The 15048-nt window shown below is 55.7% G+C and carries 14 protein-coding genes and 1 pseudogene; 6 read left to right on the top strand and 9 right to left on the bottom strand.

The annotated features are described in order from the left end of the window. Window positions 1-26 precede the first annotated feature (26 nt). From A3C3_RS0123715 to A3C3_RS0123695, 5 genes are read left to right on the top strand one after another with little or no spacing between them, the layout of a single operon-like run. Window positions 27-320 carry a nucleotidyltransferase family protein gene (locus A3C3_RS0123715; protein ID WP_022717071.1) on the top strand — a complete coding sequence of 98 codons (294 nt, stop codon included), beginning with the start codon at window positions 27-29 and terminating at the stop codon, window positions 318-320. Continuing rightward, window positions 317-679, top strand: a complete 363-nt coding sequence (locus A3C3_RS0123710) for a HepT-like ribonuclease domain-containing protein (protein WP_022717070.1) — start codon at window positions 317-319, stop codon at window positions 677-679. Before A3C3_RS0123715 ends, A3C3_RS0123710 begins: the two co-directional genes overlap by 4 nt. Before the next feature lie 3 nt (window positions 680-682). Next, on the top strand, window positions 683-1183 hold the full coding sequence (locus A3C3_RS0123705) for an ureidoglycolate lyase (protein WP_022717069.1): 501 nt from the start codon (window positions 683-685) through the stop codon (window positions 1181-1183). Beyond that, window positions 1180-1536, top strand: a complete 357-nt coding sequence (uraH, locus tag A3C3_RS0123700) for a hydroxyisourate hydrolase (RefSeq protein WP_022717068.1) — start codon at window positions 1180-1182, stop codon at window positions 1534-1536. Before A3C3_RS0123705 ends, uraH begins: the two co-directional genes overlap by 4 nt. Window positions 1537-1539: 3 nt before the next feature. Next, a complete protein-coding gene (locus A3C3_RS0123695) occupies window positions 1540-2280 on the top strand; it encodes a metallophosphoesterase family protein (RefSeq protein WP_022717067.1) in 741 nt (246 codons plus the stop codon). On the opposite strand, the pseudogene A3C3_RS43920 reads toward A3C3_RS0123695, so the two are convergent. The 8 genes and pseudogenes from A3C3_RS43920 to A3C3_RS0123655 all read right to left on the bottom strand — a co-directional run. After that, window positions 2199-2631, bottom strand: a pseudogene (locus tag A3C3_RS43920) (flotillin domain-containing protein); the annotation flags it as partial. The gene A3C3_RS0123695 and the pseudogene A3C3_RS43920 sit on opposite strands and share 82 nt — an antisense overlap. A 222-nt stretch (window positions 2632-2853) precedes the next feature. Then, complete coding sequence (locus A3C3_RS0123685; protein WP_022717065.1) at window positions 2854-4686, bottom strand: TniQ family protein; 1833 nt, start codon at window positions 4684-4686, stop codon at window positions 2854-2856. Beyond that, window positions 4686-5882, bottom strand: coding sequence for an ATP-binding protein (locus A3C3_RS39095; protein WP_022717064.1), 1197 nt, complete (start codon window positions 5880-5882; stop codon window positions 4686-4688). Before A3C3_RS39095 ends, A3C3_RS0123685 begins: the two co-directional genes overlap by 1 nt. An 82-nt stretch (window positions 5883-5964) precedes the next feature. Then, entirely contained in the window at window positions 5965-8208 is a 2244-nt protein-coding gene (locus A3C3_RS39090) for an integrase catalytic domain-containing protein (protein WP_022717063.1), read from the bottom strand. Between the two features lie 17 nt (window positions 8209-8225). Then, window positions 8226-8990, bottom strand: coding sequence for a hypothetical protein (locus tag A3C3_RS0123670; protein WP_022717062.1), 765 nt, complete (start codon window positions 8988-8990; stop codon window positions 8226-8228). Window positions 8991-9111: 121 nt separating this feature from the next. Continuing rightward, the gene (locus tag A3C3_RS0123665; RefSeq protein ID WP_145611782.1) at window positions 9112-9855 is read right to left on the bottom strand and encodes a hypothetical protein; all 744 of its coding nucleotides are present in this window, start codon (window positions 9853-9855) and stop codon (window positions 9112-9114) included. Between the two features lie 51 nt (window positions 9856-9906). Continuing rightward, on the bottom strand, window positions 9907-10236 hold the full coding sequence (locus A3C3_RS0123660) for a hypothetical protein (RefSeq protein WP_022717060.1): 330 nt from the start codon (window positions 10234-10236) through the stop codon (window positions 9907-9909). 103 nt (window positions 10237-10339) lie between these two features. Continuing rightward, on the bottom strand, window positions 10340-10570 hold the full coding sequence (locus A3C3_RS0123655) for a hypothetical protein (protein WP_145611784.1): 231 nt from the start codon (window positions 10568-10570) through the stop codon (window positions 10340-10342). Between the two features lie 785 nt (window positions 10571-11355). Between A3C3_RS0123655 and A3C3_RS39085 the strand changes: the two genes are divergently transcribed. Then, a complete protein-coding gene (locus A3C3_RS39085) occupies window positions 11356-12024 on the top strand; it encodes a hypothetical protein (RefSeq protein ID WP_145611786.1) in 669 nt (222 codons plus the stop codon). A 20-nt stretch (window positions 12025-12044) separates the two neighbouring features. On the opposite strand, the gene A3C3_RS0123645 is transcribed toward A3C3_RS39085, so the two are convergent. Next, entirely contained in the window at window positions 12045-14537 is a 2493-nt protein-coding gene (locus A3C3_RS0123645; protein WP_145611788.1) for a DNA cytosine methyltransferase, read from the bottom strand. Window positions 14538-15048 lie beyond the last annotated feature (511 nt).

The following is a 15048-nucleotide window of genomic DNA, read 5'->3' as shown; positions in this document are numbered from 1 at the left end:
TTCGAGGCATCAGGAGTGATGCCTCGATGAAGCCATCGGAAGTGCTGGAAAAGAACAGGCAGGCGATCCGCGACGCCACGACGCGTTTCAACGCGGCGAACCCGCGCATCTTCGGTTCCGTCGCCCGCGGCGAGGACAGGCCGGACAGCGATCTCGATATTCTCGTCGATGCGCTGCCGGGGGCGACGCTATTCGATCTCGGCGGGTTGCTGGAGGAGTTGCAGGCGCTGATGTCCGAAACGGAAATCCACGTTTTGACGCCAGACGATTTTCCCGAACGTGTCCGCAGCCGGGTCCTGCAGGAAGCCAAGCCTGTATGAGTATCGATCGGCTTCGAACCTATCTCGACGAGATGCAGCAGGTCGCATTCGAAACCGTCGATTTCGTCAAGGACATGAGCAAGGATGAATTTCTGAAGGACCTTGTTAGACAGCGCGCAGTTGGAATGAACCTCCTGATGATCGGCGCGGCAACATCGCGCATCATGGAGGAATATCCCGAGTTTGCGGCGGAATTTTCCAACGTGCCCTGGCAAAAGATGCGCGGAATGAGAAACCGGATCGCTCACGGCTATATGAGCATGAACCTGGACACCGTTTGGGATACTGCGCAAACAGCCATCCCCGACCTTCTCGATCAACTGCATGGATTGCGTCACTGGCACGCCCAGGGTGAATGACTTTTGACAGATATTCTCGACATCCAGCCTCTCACCAAAACTGCTTTCGCGCCGTTCGGCGACGTTATCGAGGCCGATCCGGCAACAATGCGGTATATCAACGGCGGCACGACGGAACGCTTTCATGCGCTGGCTACCGCCGAGGCGGCAGGCGAGGGCGCGCGCGTCATCATCAATCTCTTCCGCGGCCAGCCGCGCGCCTTTCCCTATGAGATCGGCATGATGGAGCGGCATCCTTTCGGCAGCCAGAGCTTCTCGCCGCTTTCCGGGCGGCCATTTCTGGTCGTGGTTTCGGAAGATCAGGACGGAAAGCCCGGCAGGCCGCAGGTGTTTCTCGCACACGGCGACCAGGGCGTGAACTATCGCCGCAACGTCTGGCATCACCCACTGCTCGTGCTCGGCCAATCAAGCGACTTTCTCGTTGTCGACAGGGACGGTCCCGGCGACAATCTGCAAGAGCATTTCTTCGAAACCTCATACACGATCAGCGAGCCAGCTCTATGACCGGACTGACGACCCATGTTCTCGACACCGCCTCCGGTAAGCCCGCTGAAAGGCTGAGGATCGACCTTTTTCGCCTGGACGGGGATATCCGCCACCACATCAAGACGGTCGAGACCAATTCGGACGGCCGTGTCGACGGCGGCGCGATCCTCTCCGGCGAGAATTTCCAGGCAGGAACCTACGAACTGCTGTTCCATGCCGGCGATTATCTGCGCGCGTTAGGCATGCCGCTGCCGCATCCGGCCTTTCTCGATCTCGTACCGATCCGCTTTGGCATCGCCGACACCGGCGCGCACTATCACGTGCCGCTGCTGATCTCGCCTTACGGCTATTCCACCTATCGCGGGAGCTAGCCGATGCGGTTTGCAGCGATCGCCGATATCCACGGCAATCATCTGGCTCTGGAGGCCGTGCTTGCCGATATCCGCGCGCAGGGCATTTCGGATATCGTCGATCTCGGCGATTGCTTCAGTAGCCCGCTGGAAGCAGGAAAGACCGCCGATCTGCTTCTCTCGCTCGCCCTTCCGACAGTCCGCGGCAACCACGACCGCTACCTGATCGAGCAGAAGCCGGAATCAATGCATGCTTCCGACAAAGCTGCTTATCAGCAGCTTCTACCGCGTCATCTCGATTGGCTGCGATCTCTGCCGACCGACCTCATCTACAAAGGTGAAGCCTATCTCTGCCACGCGACGCCTAAGGATGACAATCTCTACTGGCTGGAATCCGTCGCGCGGGAAGGCCATGTGCTTCTGAAGCCGTTGAAAGAGATCGAGGCGCTCGCGGACGGGATCGATTTGCCGCTGATCCTGTGCGGCCATAGCCATATTTCGCGCCTTGTCCAGCTTCGCGACGGCCGCCTCATCGTCAATCCCGGCAGCGTCGGCGGCCCGGCTTATGACGATGACAAACCCTATCCGCACAAGGTGGAGACCGGCCATCCGATGGCAAGCTACGCCATCCTGGAGAAATCCGCGTCCGGCTGGACACCTTATTTCCGCAACGTCGCCTACGATCACATGGCGATGTCGAGACTTGCAAAAGCAAACGGCCGCCCCGACTGGGCGGCCGCGCTGGCAACGGGCTGGATTCGATAGTATTTAGTCGTCTTTGTGAAGCGCCTTCGGTGCGGTCGGTGCGCCAGACTTCGTTTCGGCTGCTCCAGATTGTCCAGCAGAGACGGAACGGCATTGTCGCCATCGAAACATTCTTCCTTCATGAGCCGGTCCAAGATGGGTTTGTTGGCCTGATAGGATAGCAGTTGCGCTGCAAAGCCTTCGCCCATGCCGATGCCGTTGGCGCTGTCATTGCCATTGCCGCATCCCGCCGGTGTCGAAGATTTTGATGTCCGAAATCTTCTCGGTCGGCTTGACCGCTTCGGCGAGCGCCGAAGGAATGATCCGGATGCGCTCGCGGGTTATCTCGAGTTCGATGATCGCTGCACTCAGCTAGTTCCGAGCTTCCCTCAGAATGAGCAGCCTTCTGAAAAGAGTCACGCCTTCAGAATGAAACCCCGCGTTTCCTGGCTTTGCTCGCGCTTCGTGCCCGCCCAAATGTCACGATCGCTCACTCATATGCGTCACATTCTCGAAACTTAACGCGTGACTGACAACAAAAAAGCCCCGACAATTTAATGTCGAGGCCATTTGATTGACTTTGATTTCATGGATCTAGGCGAGACTTCGAAGGAATTCCTCGACCTCACTGCGCTTGTAGAACGTCAGCGCTCGTCGTCCCTTGATCTCCCATACCGGGTTAATTCCAGCTTCATTGAGCATATTCTTAACATCGACCGGACGGCCCCGACCCTTTGATAGGGCGGCGAGCGAAACATGAACCTGTTGAAAACGTTCCAGCGATCCCCGGGTTACAACATCGAATTCCCGGTGGTTTGTCGGACTGGTTTCGCGAGACCGTTCAAAGAACTTCGAGTAGAAGAATTTGTCCCCTTCGAGCGGGCGGAATCGAAAAATTGCCGTGAACTCATGTCTCTTGATACCGACTGGTTTCACGAATTCTGCGCGGATCTCGGTTGGATCGAGCAAGAGGCGCATAAAACCTGTCCGATCAGTCCTGGACGTCAGGAAGCGCGTCGGCAACCTTCCTTCCAAGATCGCGACGATCAGGTTCGAGACCGATCGTCCTCCCAGGCGGGTGGCGTCGACAAGCGATATCAGGTTTCCGTCCTCGTTGCGTTCGGGAAGTCCCGACAGTACGTCACGAAGCGTCGCGTCGATCGCGGTCCGCGAGAACTTGGCCTTTATTCCCTTCGAGGATCCATACAAGGGTGAAATGATCCCAGCATTTACCAGCTGCCTGGCCGTGGACTCCAAGATGCCAAACGTTTCTCTGACGTACTGCAGATCGACGCCGTCTTGGCAGTAGCTGGCAAGTTCCTGAACCTTGTCCGCCGGGATGAGAATGTGGTTATCGCGAGATATCGCTTCGCCGTCGCCGATCAACCCGCGCTCGATCAGTAGTTTGCGCATGAGTCGGGGGTCGATGTCGTATTCCAGCTTGGCCGTTCTAATGGTGTGCCATTTACGACAGCCTCCGCCTCCGATGAAGTCGTCATTGGGTCCGATGGGGAGTGCGCTCATTGCATGCTCTCGGACTAGATCGATCAACGGCCGAGCGCCCGGCGTCTGAAGTAGCTGCGAAAGGTATCTTTGAAACGGACCATAGACATGGTAGCGGCTGGATGTCTTTATGCGGGCAAGATGACGCCCGCGCAGCTCGTCAAGAAACTGAAGGAGTTTTCCTCTGTCCGCCAGCAAATCGAAGCCCACACAGCGAGCGTCGTGCATTCTCGCGGGTGCAGCGTCGACGGTGTGAGGACTATTCCCGAGCAGCTTCATCTGACCCAGGAGTTCACAAAGGCTATAGGCGATATGGTATGGAAGCGGGTCGAGCAGTTGGACGCTTTCGACGTTCCGCGTCAAGCGGTGGTCAAAATAGACATCATATGGAAGTGGGTCATGGGACTTGGCGCTTCTCGCGGCTTCGTCCAACTCGCGAGGGTTCTCTCTGAGATGGCTTGTAAAGTCCCATCTGTTTGCCGCCGAATACGGGATTGGCGAGGTAAAAAGCTCAACTGAGTGCTCGACGCATACATAATTGTTGAGCCCGTACCAGCCACCACGCACCCACGGCCGAGCATCTCGGCGGTCGGACCCCGAGAGATAATCGTTTTGAACGCAAATTGGGCAGTACCTGGCTGACGTAGTGTGCAAGTTGGACCACCGCAGTTTTGCATGGCCGAGCTGTCCGTGGCCGGAAACGTTCAGCAGTTGGTGAGCATCCAAAATCGATTCCGAGATACCGGTCAGCCTGGAGATCTCGGAGATCAATTCTTTGGACGCAGATGATTGATGTGACTTCAGCGCAAAGTGTCTGCGAAACTCTTGCAGGCTCGCCGCGCCGTTGACGGCCGCCAGACGGGGAAGGAAGCTCTGAAAAGCTTCAGTCTTCGCCAGGTCGGGGACATGAGCGAGCCTGACCATCACTCGCCCCCTTTCGTCTTTTTTTGTCTCGGCCGCTTTTCGACCCGTGGAATGCTGTCGAGAATGTCGTCGAGCGCTGCCAAAGGGCTAAGCTTGCCCCATTTTGTCTGCACGAAGATGTTTTCCTCATTCAGAGCGCCTGTTTCTAGCTCGTAGACTGCCGCGTAATGGCGCAAACCGACGCAGATAGGCTCGTTTTGATCACGACTATCGCTGTAATTGCCAGCCAGTTGGCGCTCCAAGATGGCTTCCTCAGCCGCCGCCTGCATCCGCTTGATCATCGTTCCGAAGGCGCCATTACAACTGTGAATCAGCCGAGAAATGAACTCCGGGTTGTCGGTTTCGCCAACCTTAATGTTCGCCTCTTTCATGATGTGCTCTTGGAGCTTAAGCATCATTTCGGCGTTGGTGTCAGTGATCTTGTTGAGATGCACCAGATAGCTACGATTGCGAAGCTGGCGGTCACCGTCCTCTGGCACAAGGAACTGTGCAAGAGTTGGCACGCCCGACAAGATCATGTGCAAGGGCCAACCTGGAATCTGCAGGAGGCTTTTGATGATGTCTGAAACATTCTGCACTTCCGTGGTCGTATTGCCCCTGAGGACATGCTGCATCTCGTCGATCCACATAAAGATGACGCGCTTTTCGCGGATCTGATTTTTCAAGAGTTCGAACAACTCTTGTTCCGTGAGGCGCTGGTTCGTTACCGGGTAGCCGCATGCTGCCAAGGCCTTGCTCGCAAAACCCTTGATCGTAAGAGGCTTGGGGGCCTCAAAAAATACGAAGGATTTGCGCAGACCATTGGGCGTGTTTCTTGGTTGGAACTCTGGCCGCTTGCCAACGAGATTTGTCAGGGCACGCGATTTCCCGCTGTCGCTTTCACCGATGACAAAGAGTGCGCGACGCTTTTCGGATCCTCCGAACAGAGCGGCGGCCGTATTGTTACAGAGTTTGTCGACCGCTTTCGAAAGCCTCCGATCGCGGGACGAAGTGACATACTCAAAATTCTGCTTGCCCAGGCGTTTGACCTGCAGTTGTCGCTCGGGCGAAATGATGGAGTAGACCACTCCGGCTTCCTCTAAGAATGCCGGATCATACGCAAACTCGTTCGTTGGAAGTTCAGGGGCGGCCATGGGGACTGACCAGGTCCCTGTGTCACCCGAGGGCGTGACGGTTCCGTTGTCTGCTTCAGACATATTAATCTCCATATTTTCAACGAATCTGAACGTGAAAGTCCGCTCGGCGAAGTGCCGAACGGACTGACAGGGATGCTTGTGATTATTCGCCGAAGTCGATGACGAACTCGCTATCGCCGGGGCGTTCAGCCTCGTCCTGGCGTGCCTCGAACGCCGGATACTCCAGCTCTGACCGCTTGAAGTATTCGTCGTGTTCTTCCGTGTTGAGCGCGAGGAAGCGGTATTCCTCGATACTCGTCGTGAGCGGATCATGGGAAATCGCCAACGCCGAGAGCAACTGCTTCTGTTCGAGAATGTCGTCCGTGATGTCATAACCGTAGCGGCTCATCTCGACCTTTCGATAGGCCGCCGCACTGATGATATCGGTGCCGAGTTCCGCTCGCGCAGCTGCGGCTTCGCCTGATTTGCGGAGGTCGTTCACCGCCTTAACGAGAGTGGAGAGGTTGATTTTGGCGTTCTTCCGGTGCGTTTTGGCGACAGCATCCAAAGCTCCGGTCCATTCCCACACGCTGATATTGTCAGGCAGGTTCAACTCCGTATCGAGGTCCACCCAATCAAATCCATCGTGGTAGGAAATCGTCCGAATGTTGAACCGATCAACACGGATATCGACTGACGGCGTGGGTGAATTGGGGATCGCCGCTCTCTCTGCCCACAGCCTTGGGAGTGCGGGCGATTGATAGTGGATGTTCAGGAAGCGGATGCCGCGAGCGGAAATCGTGCGGGAGATAACGGTGCCGAAAATCCTTCGACGCTGCCGCTGGTCCAAGGGGGGGATCATTGCGTGCTCGCGAGATAGGCGCAACCAGGCGTTAGCGGGCGTTTCTCCGCCGAGACCACCGTGTGGCTCGTGATGATAGATATCCACGATAGCCCGGGTCAGCGCTCGGCACAGCTCATCGACGTTCAAAACAACCCGCGCTTCCGCGTCGTAGTCGCCGCGATCTTCCGGACTGGAGAATGTCCGTCCCTCGAAGTAATGCAGGTAGCGCTGTCCGAATGTACGGAAGACCGACTCGATTGTGCCGCGTGCCGATGCCATGCCCGCCGGAGGAATGGTATGAATGCATCCCAGGGTCGCGACCGCCGCCCGGAAGCTCGCATCGATGAATGCTGCGCCCGCATCGGTGACGATTTCCTGAGGGATAAGGGAATGGATCCACCGGCTTTCGGCACCCGCTACTTCCGCGATGTGCTCCTTGCTTGTGACAACCATTTCCAGCGCAGCCAGCGATGAATGAGCGGATGGTGCGCGTGTGCTAAAGCGGAGGGCGAGAATGCAACGCGTCGCGACATCAATCGCGACAGTGACCCAAAGCCGAATTTTCTTCAGCGCCTTCCGCTCTTCCGTAGTAAACAGCTTCCACGCGCTGGTCATCGCGAGAAGCGTAAAGAGGTCGATTTTCCATTCGTCCATTTCGACCCTTTGACCGGGGGCGAATACGGTCAGGCCTTCACGTACTGGCGCGAACTTCTTCGTGGCAGCATCTTCACCGTACCGTGCGGCATGAAGGAAGAATTCGCCCATTCCTTTGATCAGTGCTTCGAACGTGTTTCGCGAGGGCTTCTTGTACCTCCGCGCACCTTCGGGCAGCTCCTCGTTCAGACGCTCAACGGTCTTTCCAAGCTCGCCGAAGCAAGCCCGCATGGACGGTCGCTTTTTATCAGCGTAAAGCCGCGCGTGTTTCACCCAATTTTCAAGATCGGCGGGGTGCGCGTTCGTCGCATGCGATCCCGGCCCATTTTTTCTGCTGACCAGGACTCTCGGATCGCAGTTGCCCGCGACGTAAAGATCGTGCAGCCGTTTGAATTGCCGTTCTTTCGGGAATTTGTAGAGGGTGAACGTGGTCGTTCCACTGGTCGGCTTCCACTTTTTCTCGACCGCGTTGTAAATGATCGGTAACAAGACCTTAAGGCAGTCACGGCCGAGCGTTACCTTTCTGTTCCAACCAAGGTCAGCGAGAAGCGGATGCTTTTTTCCCGCCCTCTGCATATCCATAAAGAGGTTGAGGGAGTCGGCGAGAGCGAGAGCCCGCTGAGCCTTATTGGGATCCAGGTCAACGAGGTTTTTTCCGAAACTGAGACTCGACGGCTGGGCTTCGTCGCGGTCGACGGAAAACTTATTCTCAAGATGCTTGATATAGATGTAGGCGTGAGAAAATTCTTGGATCACGCCGTCGAGGTTTCGAAGATGCGTATTGTACGCGTCCTGTTTCACCACCTTATATTTCACATGGTCCATGGTCACGGATTTCGCATCCCCAAGCCAGTACATGGGTGCCGTCGAGCGGTTCTTCGCAAGCGAGAGTGGATTGTGAACGTTCATTGCTCTGTTCTCCTTCGTTAGAGCGTGACAGTCATGAGCGAGTGATCTTCGATGCGACCGGCCTTCACGGGCCGCAGGCGCTTTTCGTCGATGAGGTTCCAGAGGGCAGTTCGGCGGTGAGCCGGAGGTTCCGCGCCCGCAAGAAGTGCGCAGAAACGGACTGGTCCACGGACGTTCTTCAGAATGTTGAGCGCGATGTCGTACTCGGCCTCGTTGCGCAGGCGGCGGGCCTTGATGATCTCGCTTGCGTTGTAGGCCGCCTCGTCGGACGCGTACTTCTCAGTGACAAAACTCAGGGAGTCAGCGATGCCGGTAAGGCGACCCTGATCCCAAAGTCGCAAAAGCAGATCGACGAGTCCGGTCCGAACGAGCAAGAGCGTCGGCTTCGCCGCGACGAGGGCACGGCTGCCATCCACCTTGTGAAGCAAGAAATCGACAATGTGCTTCTTCTCTTTGCCGTCTGCCGCAGTGTACTTAATTACAAGCGGTTGCGGTTTAATCCGCGCGATCCGTGGATCGGTCTGGAAGATGATCTCGGCGTTGCGCTCGACTTTGCTTTCGAACGGCATAATACGATTGTCATTGATGCCGACCATCGTGCCACGGTAGTTGAAGGGGGACTTGATCGATGGTTCGCGCTTGCCTTCGAACGGCAGCGGCACTCGGTAGTCGAGAGGCTTCGTCGGGATGCCGTAGGTTGGTGAGGATGGAATAGCAAAGCTAAGGGTTTCGCCGTAGCGCAGCCGGATCAGGTAGTCGTTGGTGAGATGTTGGGGACGCATGACTTTCTCCGAAAAAAGGGAAAAGGGGAGCCCGTTCACGGACGCCGTGCGTCCGCGCTGGGTATTTTGCTAAAAAGGAGGAGGCTCAGCCTACGGTGGGTGGCGGCTCAAACAGGTCCCTTTAGCCATGGCAGGTCTCTTGTGTTGCAGGCTTATGACCGTCAGGCGTCAAGCTAGCGACAAGCTGCGGAAACCAGGCCGGAATGCGTTCAACCAAGCGACGATCGAAAGTTGTGAGAGGCAGAAGTCCGCGCTCTTCACGGCGTTGATTTTCAGCCGCCACAGCGACCTTGTATCCGCGATAAACCTCCGACGGCTTCAGGTCCTTGAGGTTGGAAGACCGTGCGATGTAATCCGCTGCGAAAGCGAAAGACTGCTGCCCGCGCTTGGCTTTTGGATGCGGAAGCTCAATCGATTGTATCAGCGTGATTGCAAAGACGTGGTCGTCCCAATCATCAGCGGGCTTTTGCCACTGGTGCTGTGGCACTAGCGCCAAAAGATGATTGCCGCAGGCACGATACCGCTTCCGATAGTCATGGAATTCGGGTACGGAGATCGGGCGGAAATAGAACCGCGTTGCCCACTGTTGCCGCGCAGAATTTTTCCGCGTCTGGATTTCGTTCCAGCATGCTCGAAGCCGTTCTGCGGAGGATGGGTCGTCCGACAGTTCCTCCTTCCCGTTGGCGTCAAAATACGCAATGCAATCCTGGAGAATAAGAGCATAGGCCCAATGTTGGTGGTCAACACCACGCGGCCCCCACTCGGCAGGGTCGACCCCGACCACGCCCGCACATTTGGGCACGGGGCGAAGAGGGCGGATCGCATCAAAGTCGGAATGATTCTTGTGGGGCAAGCTGCTATGCATAGACATGTCCTTCTTGCTTCTAATGGAGTTGTTCGAGATTTGGGCCTATCCTTACGCGGTGCGGCGACTGACCGCCTGGCGACCGTATCGGGCGGCAAAGACGAACTCCGGATCCAGCCTCTCAATGCAGGAGCGGAACATGTACAGACTCAAGATCGGCAGCTCCGGCTGATCGCGAACTTCGTTTCGGCGTGCGATTTCGGCGGAATAGGCGCGATACAGACAGAAAATGCCGGGGCGACGCGGATCAGCATACGAAAGCACGTACCCGATCATGATAGACGCGCTGATGGAATTGAAACGGAGCAGCCGCCCCATCAGCGCCGTAGCCATCACAGATTCAGCAATCGCGGCCTCCAGATCTGGATCGTTCGTCTTCATCCTAGACTCCTCTAAGTGTGCTTGGGATGTGGCTGCGATGATTTTTTCAGGTGACTTCATTTTGGTATCCCTTTGAAACCTGGTTGTTGGGTGATGCCGCCGATCAATAGCCGTTGGCGTAGTCGGTTCGTGCCTTGGCGCGGCGGGCCTTCTCGGAGGTCCGCAGTCGATTGAATTTCCTCGCCGCATCGATGAAGGAACAAGGCACGCGCGGAGACGGCGCGTGCGTCTTGTTCGCCCACATCGTGGGGGCGACGAACGAGGAACTGCTACATGCATAGGCAAGTTTGCCGGGTGTGGTCTGTGCTGCTTTGTATTTCAGTAAGCGGGTCACGATTGCCTTCCTTTTGGGCATAGCTTCGCCGGTGCCCTGAATTAGGGTTTCGGCCTAATGATTGTCGGGAGTTACTTCCGGCGCGGCTTAGCCGTTATGACGGCGGTGGACGGAGGGTTGCACGATGGGAACGAGCCGCACACGCGGACATTTAACGTAATGGAAGAGCCACCGCCGCTATTTGCTTGATCCATCTGTGCCACCTTCAACAAGCTTGCCTCCACACCCGAGCGTTTCCTGCCGGATGAGCGCATGTATGAAGTCTCGTTGAATTTCCGAAAATCGTCACCTGGCCACAGGGGGCAGGAATATTTTATTAAGATTTCCGCTCAATTGGAATACTGTTGCGAAACCTGAATGGGCGAGGGGGCGGCTTGCTGCTGGCGTGAAACAATAGAAGGTCGGGCACGGTCCTGAGACACCGAGTAATGCGGTGCGCAGAGCCATGCTCGGAGATCTTGTTGTGTCAGTACACGGGGAAGCGTTTCTCATGTCTGGCGCTTTCGACATCGGCTGAAGCAATCGCTTAAACAGGCGCCGTAGGAGCTGCCGACAGGCGGCTGCTAATACAGGCGTCTCTTACCGAGGTTTATTATTCGAAGCCGCGACATGTGAGGTAATCCAGCAAAACGTGGCGAAAGGCTGCCATGCGTCTCGCGATTGGTCTAGTCGAAAACTCTAAAATTTTAACTAAATCTTAATTATGGTTAACGGCCACGTCGGATCGTTGTCCCTTGCGAGCCGACCGAAAACAATCCGTGCCGACGACAACACGGATCGCTGCCTTGAAAATTCCGACGCACACTCGCCTATCCCAAATCAAGAACCATCTTAGGCCCACGTTGCAATCACTCGGCTTGCGGCCGCGACTTTGGACGTCAAACGATAGGTATCAGCACATTGTTTTCCAGACCAAGGACCGCGACGCGGCCTCCCCGGTACAGATTCTAGTTGCCGATCCAAGAGGGCCTGGTTGGGAAGGGTGCCTCCTTATGCGTTTCCGGTATAAGGTTTTCGCGGTCGGCGACGACGGGGCGAAGTATTTCGATGGCCCTTACGGAAATAAGGAGCACATATTAGGATCGGATGCAGAAGACGCGCTTGCGCGGATCAAAAACGAGGTCCTCGCTGGCGGCGTCATTTTCAAAGACGGTCACCCACAGCGCGTTCGTAACCGGGAAATGATTGGTATCTACGAGGAGGTCAGAAATCATCTCTCCGCGTGGGGCAAGGTTACATTCATATGCTCGCGAGACGCAGACGCCGAGAGATTGAAGTTCGTCGACTCATTCGGACATGATTGGACAATCGACGTCGAACGAGAGAATGCGACGATAGCCCTCGACGAAGTTCCTTTTGCCGTCCTTCCATCCTCCGAAGATGTGGAAATCGCAGAGGTGATCGCCAATCATCTCCTGGAGTTCGAGATCGCGAGCTGTACCAAGATGGACTGATTGAGGCATGAAGATCCAAACTACCGTTCATCGTCACCATTAAATAGGAGCGAGGCCGAAGCGTCCAAGTTTTGTGGCCGCTCGTCATCGTCCAGCGTGCTGCAAGCCGCTGGTTGCCCGACCGATGGAGGCGCGACCTTCATTGACAGGACGCCTCTTCTCCAAAGCTGAGCCACCCAGCCTTCCGGATCTTCAGCGTATTCAATTCGCGGAACCGAACCACGACCCCTCGACCACCTTAGATCGGGCGTGAGGCCTCCACGAGTGTTGATATCGATGATATCGCCGGTCAGTGCGGCATGGATCGACCTGGCAAGAGCAAGCGCGATGCTAGGTGGCGACGCCTCGCAGAGTTGCTCAATCTGCTGATGCAGCTCGCCTTTGAGCTTCCAGTGCGAGGGAATTCCGCGAAGTGCTTTGAGAATTTGTGGAGTCAGCGGTAGGAGCGGCGGCAACTTTTCGCCCACCTTTGGCGCTTCGAGGCTTCGGGCCTCCACATCGAACCCGTGACGGCTCCATCTGTCTTTGATCCATTGTGCGATTTCAAGTTTCCGCTCTGTTGATTTCCACTTTCTTGGTCGTCCCGGCCCACGTTTCTTGGGCTGTTCATTAACCGGCTCTGTCCGACTGCCATAAGTGTTCAACCCTTCAGCCGGGTCAGGAACCGTTGTTTCTCTGAGTGGGCTCGGGTCAATAGAACCGTAGTCTAATTTTCCGTCGAGGCGTTCGAGTGCCTCAGCGTCATATTTCTTTTGGTCATCTGACAGCGGCTTCGCCGTTTGCGGCCCGACGCGGAAAGTATAGGTGCGCGTTCGATAGGGAAACGCAGCGTGATCTATGATTTCCGCCACGGACTTATGTTTGGGCCGTCGGATGACGGGCAGACGCAGCTTCAAAGCAAAATCTTGTTTTATACCGACGAGATAGATTCTCCCGGGCTCATGCCGGTCTTCCTTTTTTTGCGGAATTCCGTAATCGGGGAAATTCGGTTTGAAGACCTTAATTTCATATCCCAAGGCATCGTAGCTGGTGACAAAGCGGTCCAACCGCCCGGGGTCGGTAATGAAGTGCTTAGCGGTCTCGAAAAAAAAGGCGCGTGGAGTGAATCGCTGGATGACATCCTTGGCAGCGTCCAAAAGCTCATTTGGGTCCTGTACCCCGGATTCGTCCTCCCGCTCTCTGGTAAGGAAAATTCCGGTCACGAGGTCAAGTTCGCGCCTCTCGCCGGTCGCATCGATTAGTCGACTCTCGATGTCCTCGAAAAGCTGCGTCCGCTCCCCTATAATGTCGCGTGCAACCGCATTCCACGACGGCCCGTTCGCGTCTAGCGTTTTAAATGCGATCGGATCTTTCTCGAAAACGCCTTTGACCATAAAGCCCGCCGAAGCGACGCCTATCGCTTGGCCGCCGATTCCAGCACATAGGTCGATAGCCGTCAGCTTTAAGACCGGACGAGCCCCATATTTTTTGTGCTTTGCTTGTGCGATCCCGGCGCCCGCTAGGAAACGAATGGCATCTAAAGCCTTCCAGGTAGGAAGCAGATACGCCGTGCCACGCAACAGGTAACGAAATTGGTGCGGACCTATGGATGGAAGTTCCGTCCGGAAATTACCTGACGCGAGTTCCTCTAACGCGTAGTGCGCCTCTGCGAGATTCTGCTCCAATTTATCCTTTTGACCGATGATTAGCCAATCTTCCATCGGCTTGGCGGCATTTCTAAATACAGCGGTGAAGTGCTTCTTCGCGTCGCCCGCCGCGCGAGTAATTTCCTCGTGCCGCCTTATTTGCTTATCGGCCGGAAGTTTGTCGTAGTCGACCATGAGGGCAAGCAGCCTCTTTGCACTCCGGACGATGCGAGCACGGCTAGCTCTCGCTTTGCTTTCGAAAATCGAGTGAACCCGCTTCGAGGTCTGCTCGGCAAGAGTGCTAAAGCCATCGGTTCTTCTCTCATCCTCATCTTTCATAAAGAAAGTAATGTCCGCGACATCAAGCATCGAGTGGTTTTCGAGGTGACGCAGTGCTTGGGCACGGGCCTGAATTCCCGCCTTGAGGAACAAATCAAGGGCCTGCAGACTGATACCGTTTTTCTCAAAGAGTTTCCTATGCTTAGGCGGAATGCTTCTCAGCCCAAGGACAGTCTGGATGATCTCATTTGGAAACCCAAGCTTCTTCAGGAAAGGTAGGAGGCGAAGACCGTGTTCATTCACGCCGTCAATGGCGTCGGCGAGCTTGAACAAAGTTGTTGTGTGTTGACGAAGCATGGTACGAATATGGACTTCCGCAGCCATTGCGCTTTCGTATCGTTTCTTTTTCGTGGCGTTTTCCGTGTCCATTTTCCAATTCCTGAGAAATCGAACGAGTTTTGCCAAAAAGAGATTTTCCATCTGCCAACGGGGTTGGTTAATCTGCGGTTTGTTGCGCCACTTCAAATACCAGGACGCGCGTCCTGGTTGGTGGGACAATCCTCGTGAAATCGTTGCCACGACTCGATCTTCCACCTGTCGTTCACTCACGGTCTCGTTTCCGAACCGGATACAATGATCGCTGCGGCGGCATTCGACAACTGACCCTGTTCTTCCAAATCCGCAGATTGTTTCCCAAAACAAAGGTCTGACGCATGCTGGTCGAACGAAAGAATTCCGATATGAAAAACTGCGCAGACCCGGTCGACGAAGCGCTTTCTTGGCATGACGGCGATGCGAGCGACGATCGAGACTCTCCTTCTCGACTGCAAGTTTCTTCGCGAGCAACTACACATAGCCAACGGCTGCATCAGTCGCGGGTTGACGAGGGGCTGGGTCACTAGCTCCGAACGGAGCACCGGCCAAGTTTAAAGAAGACGGTACATCAGGATTTGTGTCCGAAGTCGTCAAAGCGGCCAACCAGGTCGAAAGCTCACGCTGTTGGAAGTTCAGCTGCTACTTTAGAGTGCGATCGTAACCGTTCGCGATCTTCGGAAGAGGCGGATTCCTTCTGACGGAGAAGTCAACGATACTCTACTCCGAGTGAAAATGGCGTCGAAAG

The organism is Rhizobium mongolense USDA 1844, from assembly GCF_000419765.1.
Classification (GTDB): Bacteria; Pseudomonadota; Alphaproteobacteria; order Rhizobiales; family Rhizobiaceae; genus Rhizobium; species Rhizobium mongolense.
The sequence above is the reverse complement of the archived record's forward strand: the minus strand, read 5'-3'. Positions and strand labels throughout refer to the sequence as shown.

Coding starts and splice junctions, on each gene's coding strand:
- A3C3_RS0123715 (WP_022717071.1), top strand. CDS start 27: ATGAAGCCATCGGAAGTGCTGGAAAAGAACAGGCAGGCGATCCGCGAC.
- A3C3_RS0123710 (WP_022717070.1), top strand. CDS start 317: ATGAGTATCGATCGGCTTCGAACCTATCTCGACGAGATGCAGCAGGTC.
- uraH (WP_022717068.1), top strand. CDS start 1,180: ATGACCGGACTGACGACCCATGTTCTCGACACCGCCTCCGGTAAGCCC.
- A3C3_RS0123695 (WP_022717067.1), top strand. CDS start 1,540: ATGCGGTTTGCAGCGATCGCCGATATCCACGGCAATCATCTGGCTCTG.
- A3C3_RS0123685 (WP_022717065.1), bottom strand. CDS start 4,686: ATGGTCAGGCTCGCTCATGTCCCCGACCTGGCGAAGACTGAAGCTTTT.
- A3C3_RS39095 (WP_022717064.1), bottom strand. CDS start 5,882: ATGTCTGAAGCAGACAACGGAACCGTCACGCCCTCGGGTGACACAGGG.
- A3C3_RS39090 (WP_022717063.1), bottom strand. CDS start 8,208: ATGAACGTTCACAATCCACTCTCGCTTGCGAAGAACCGCTCGACGGCA.
- A3C3_RS0123670 (WP_022717062.1), bottom strand. CDS start 8,990: ATGCGTCCCCAACATCTCACCAACGACTACCTGATCCGGCTGCGCTAC.
- A3C3_RS0123665 (WP_145611782.1), bottom strand. CDS start 9,855: ATGCATAGCAGCTTGCCCCACAAGAATCATTCCGACTTTGATGCGATC.
- A3C3_RS0123660 (WP_022717060.1), bottom strand. CDS start 10,236: ATGAAGACGAACGATCCAGATCTGGAGGCCGCGATTGCTGAATCTGTG.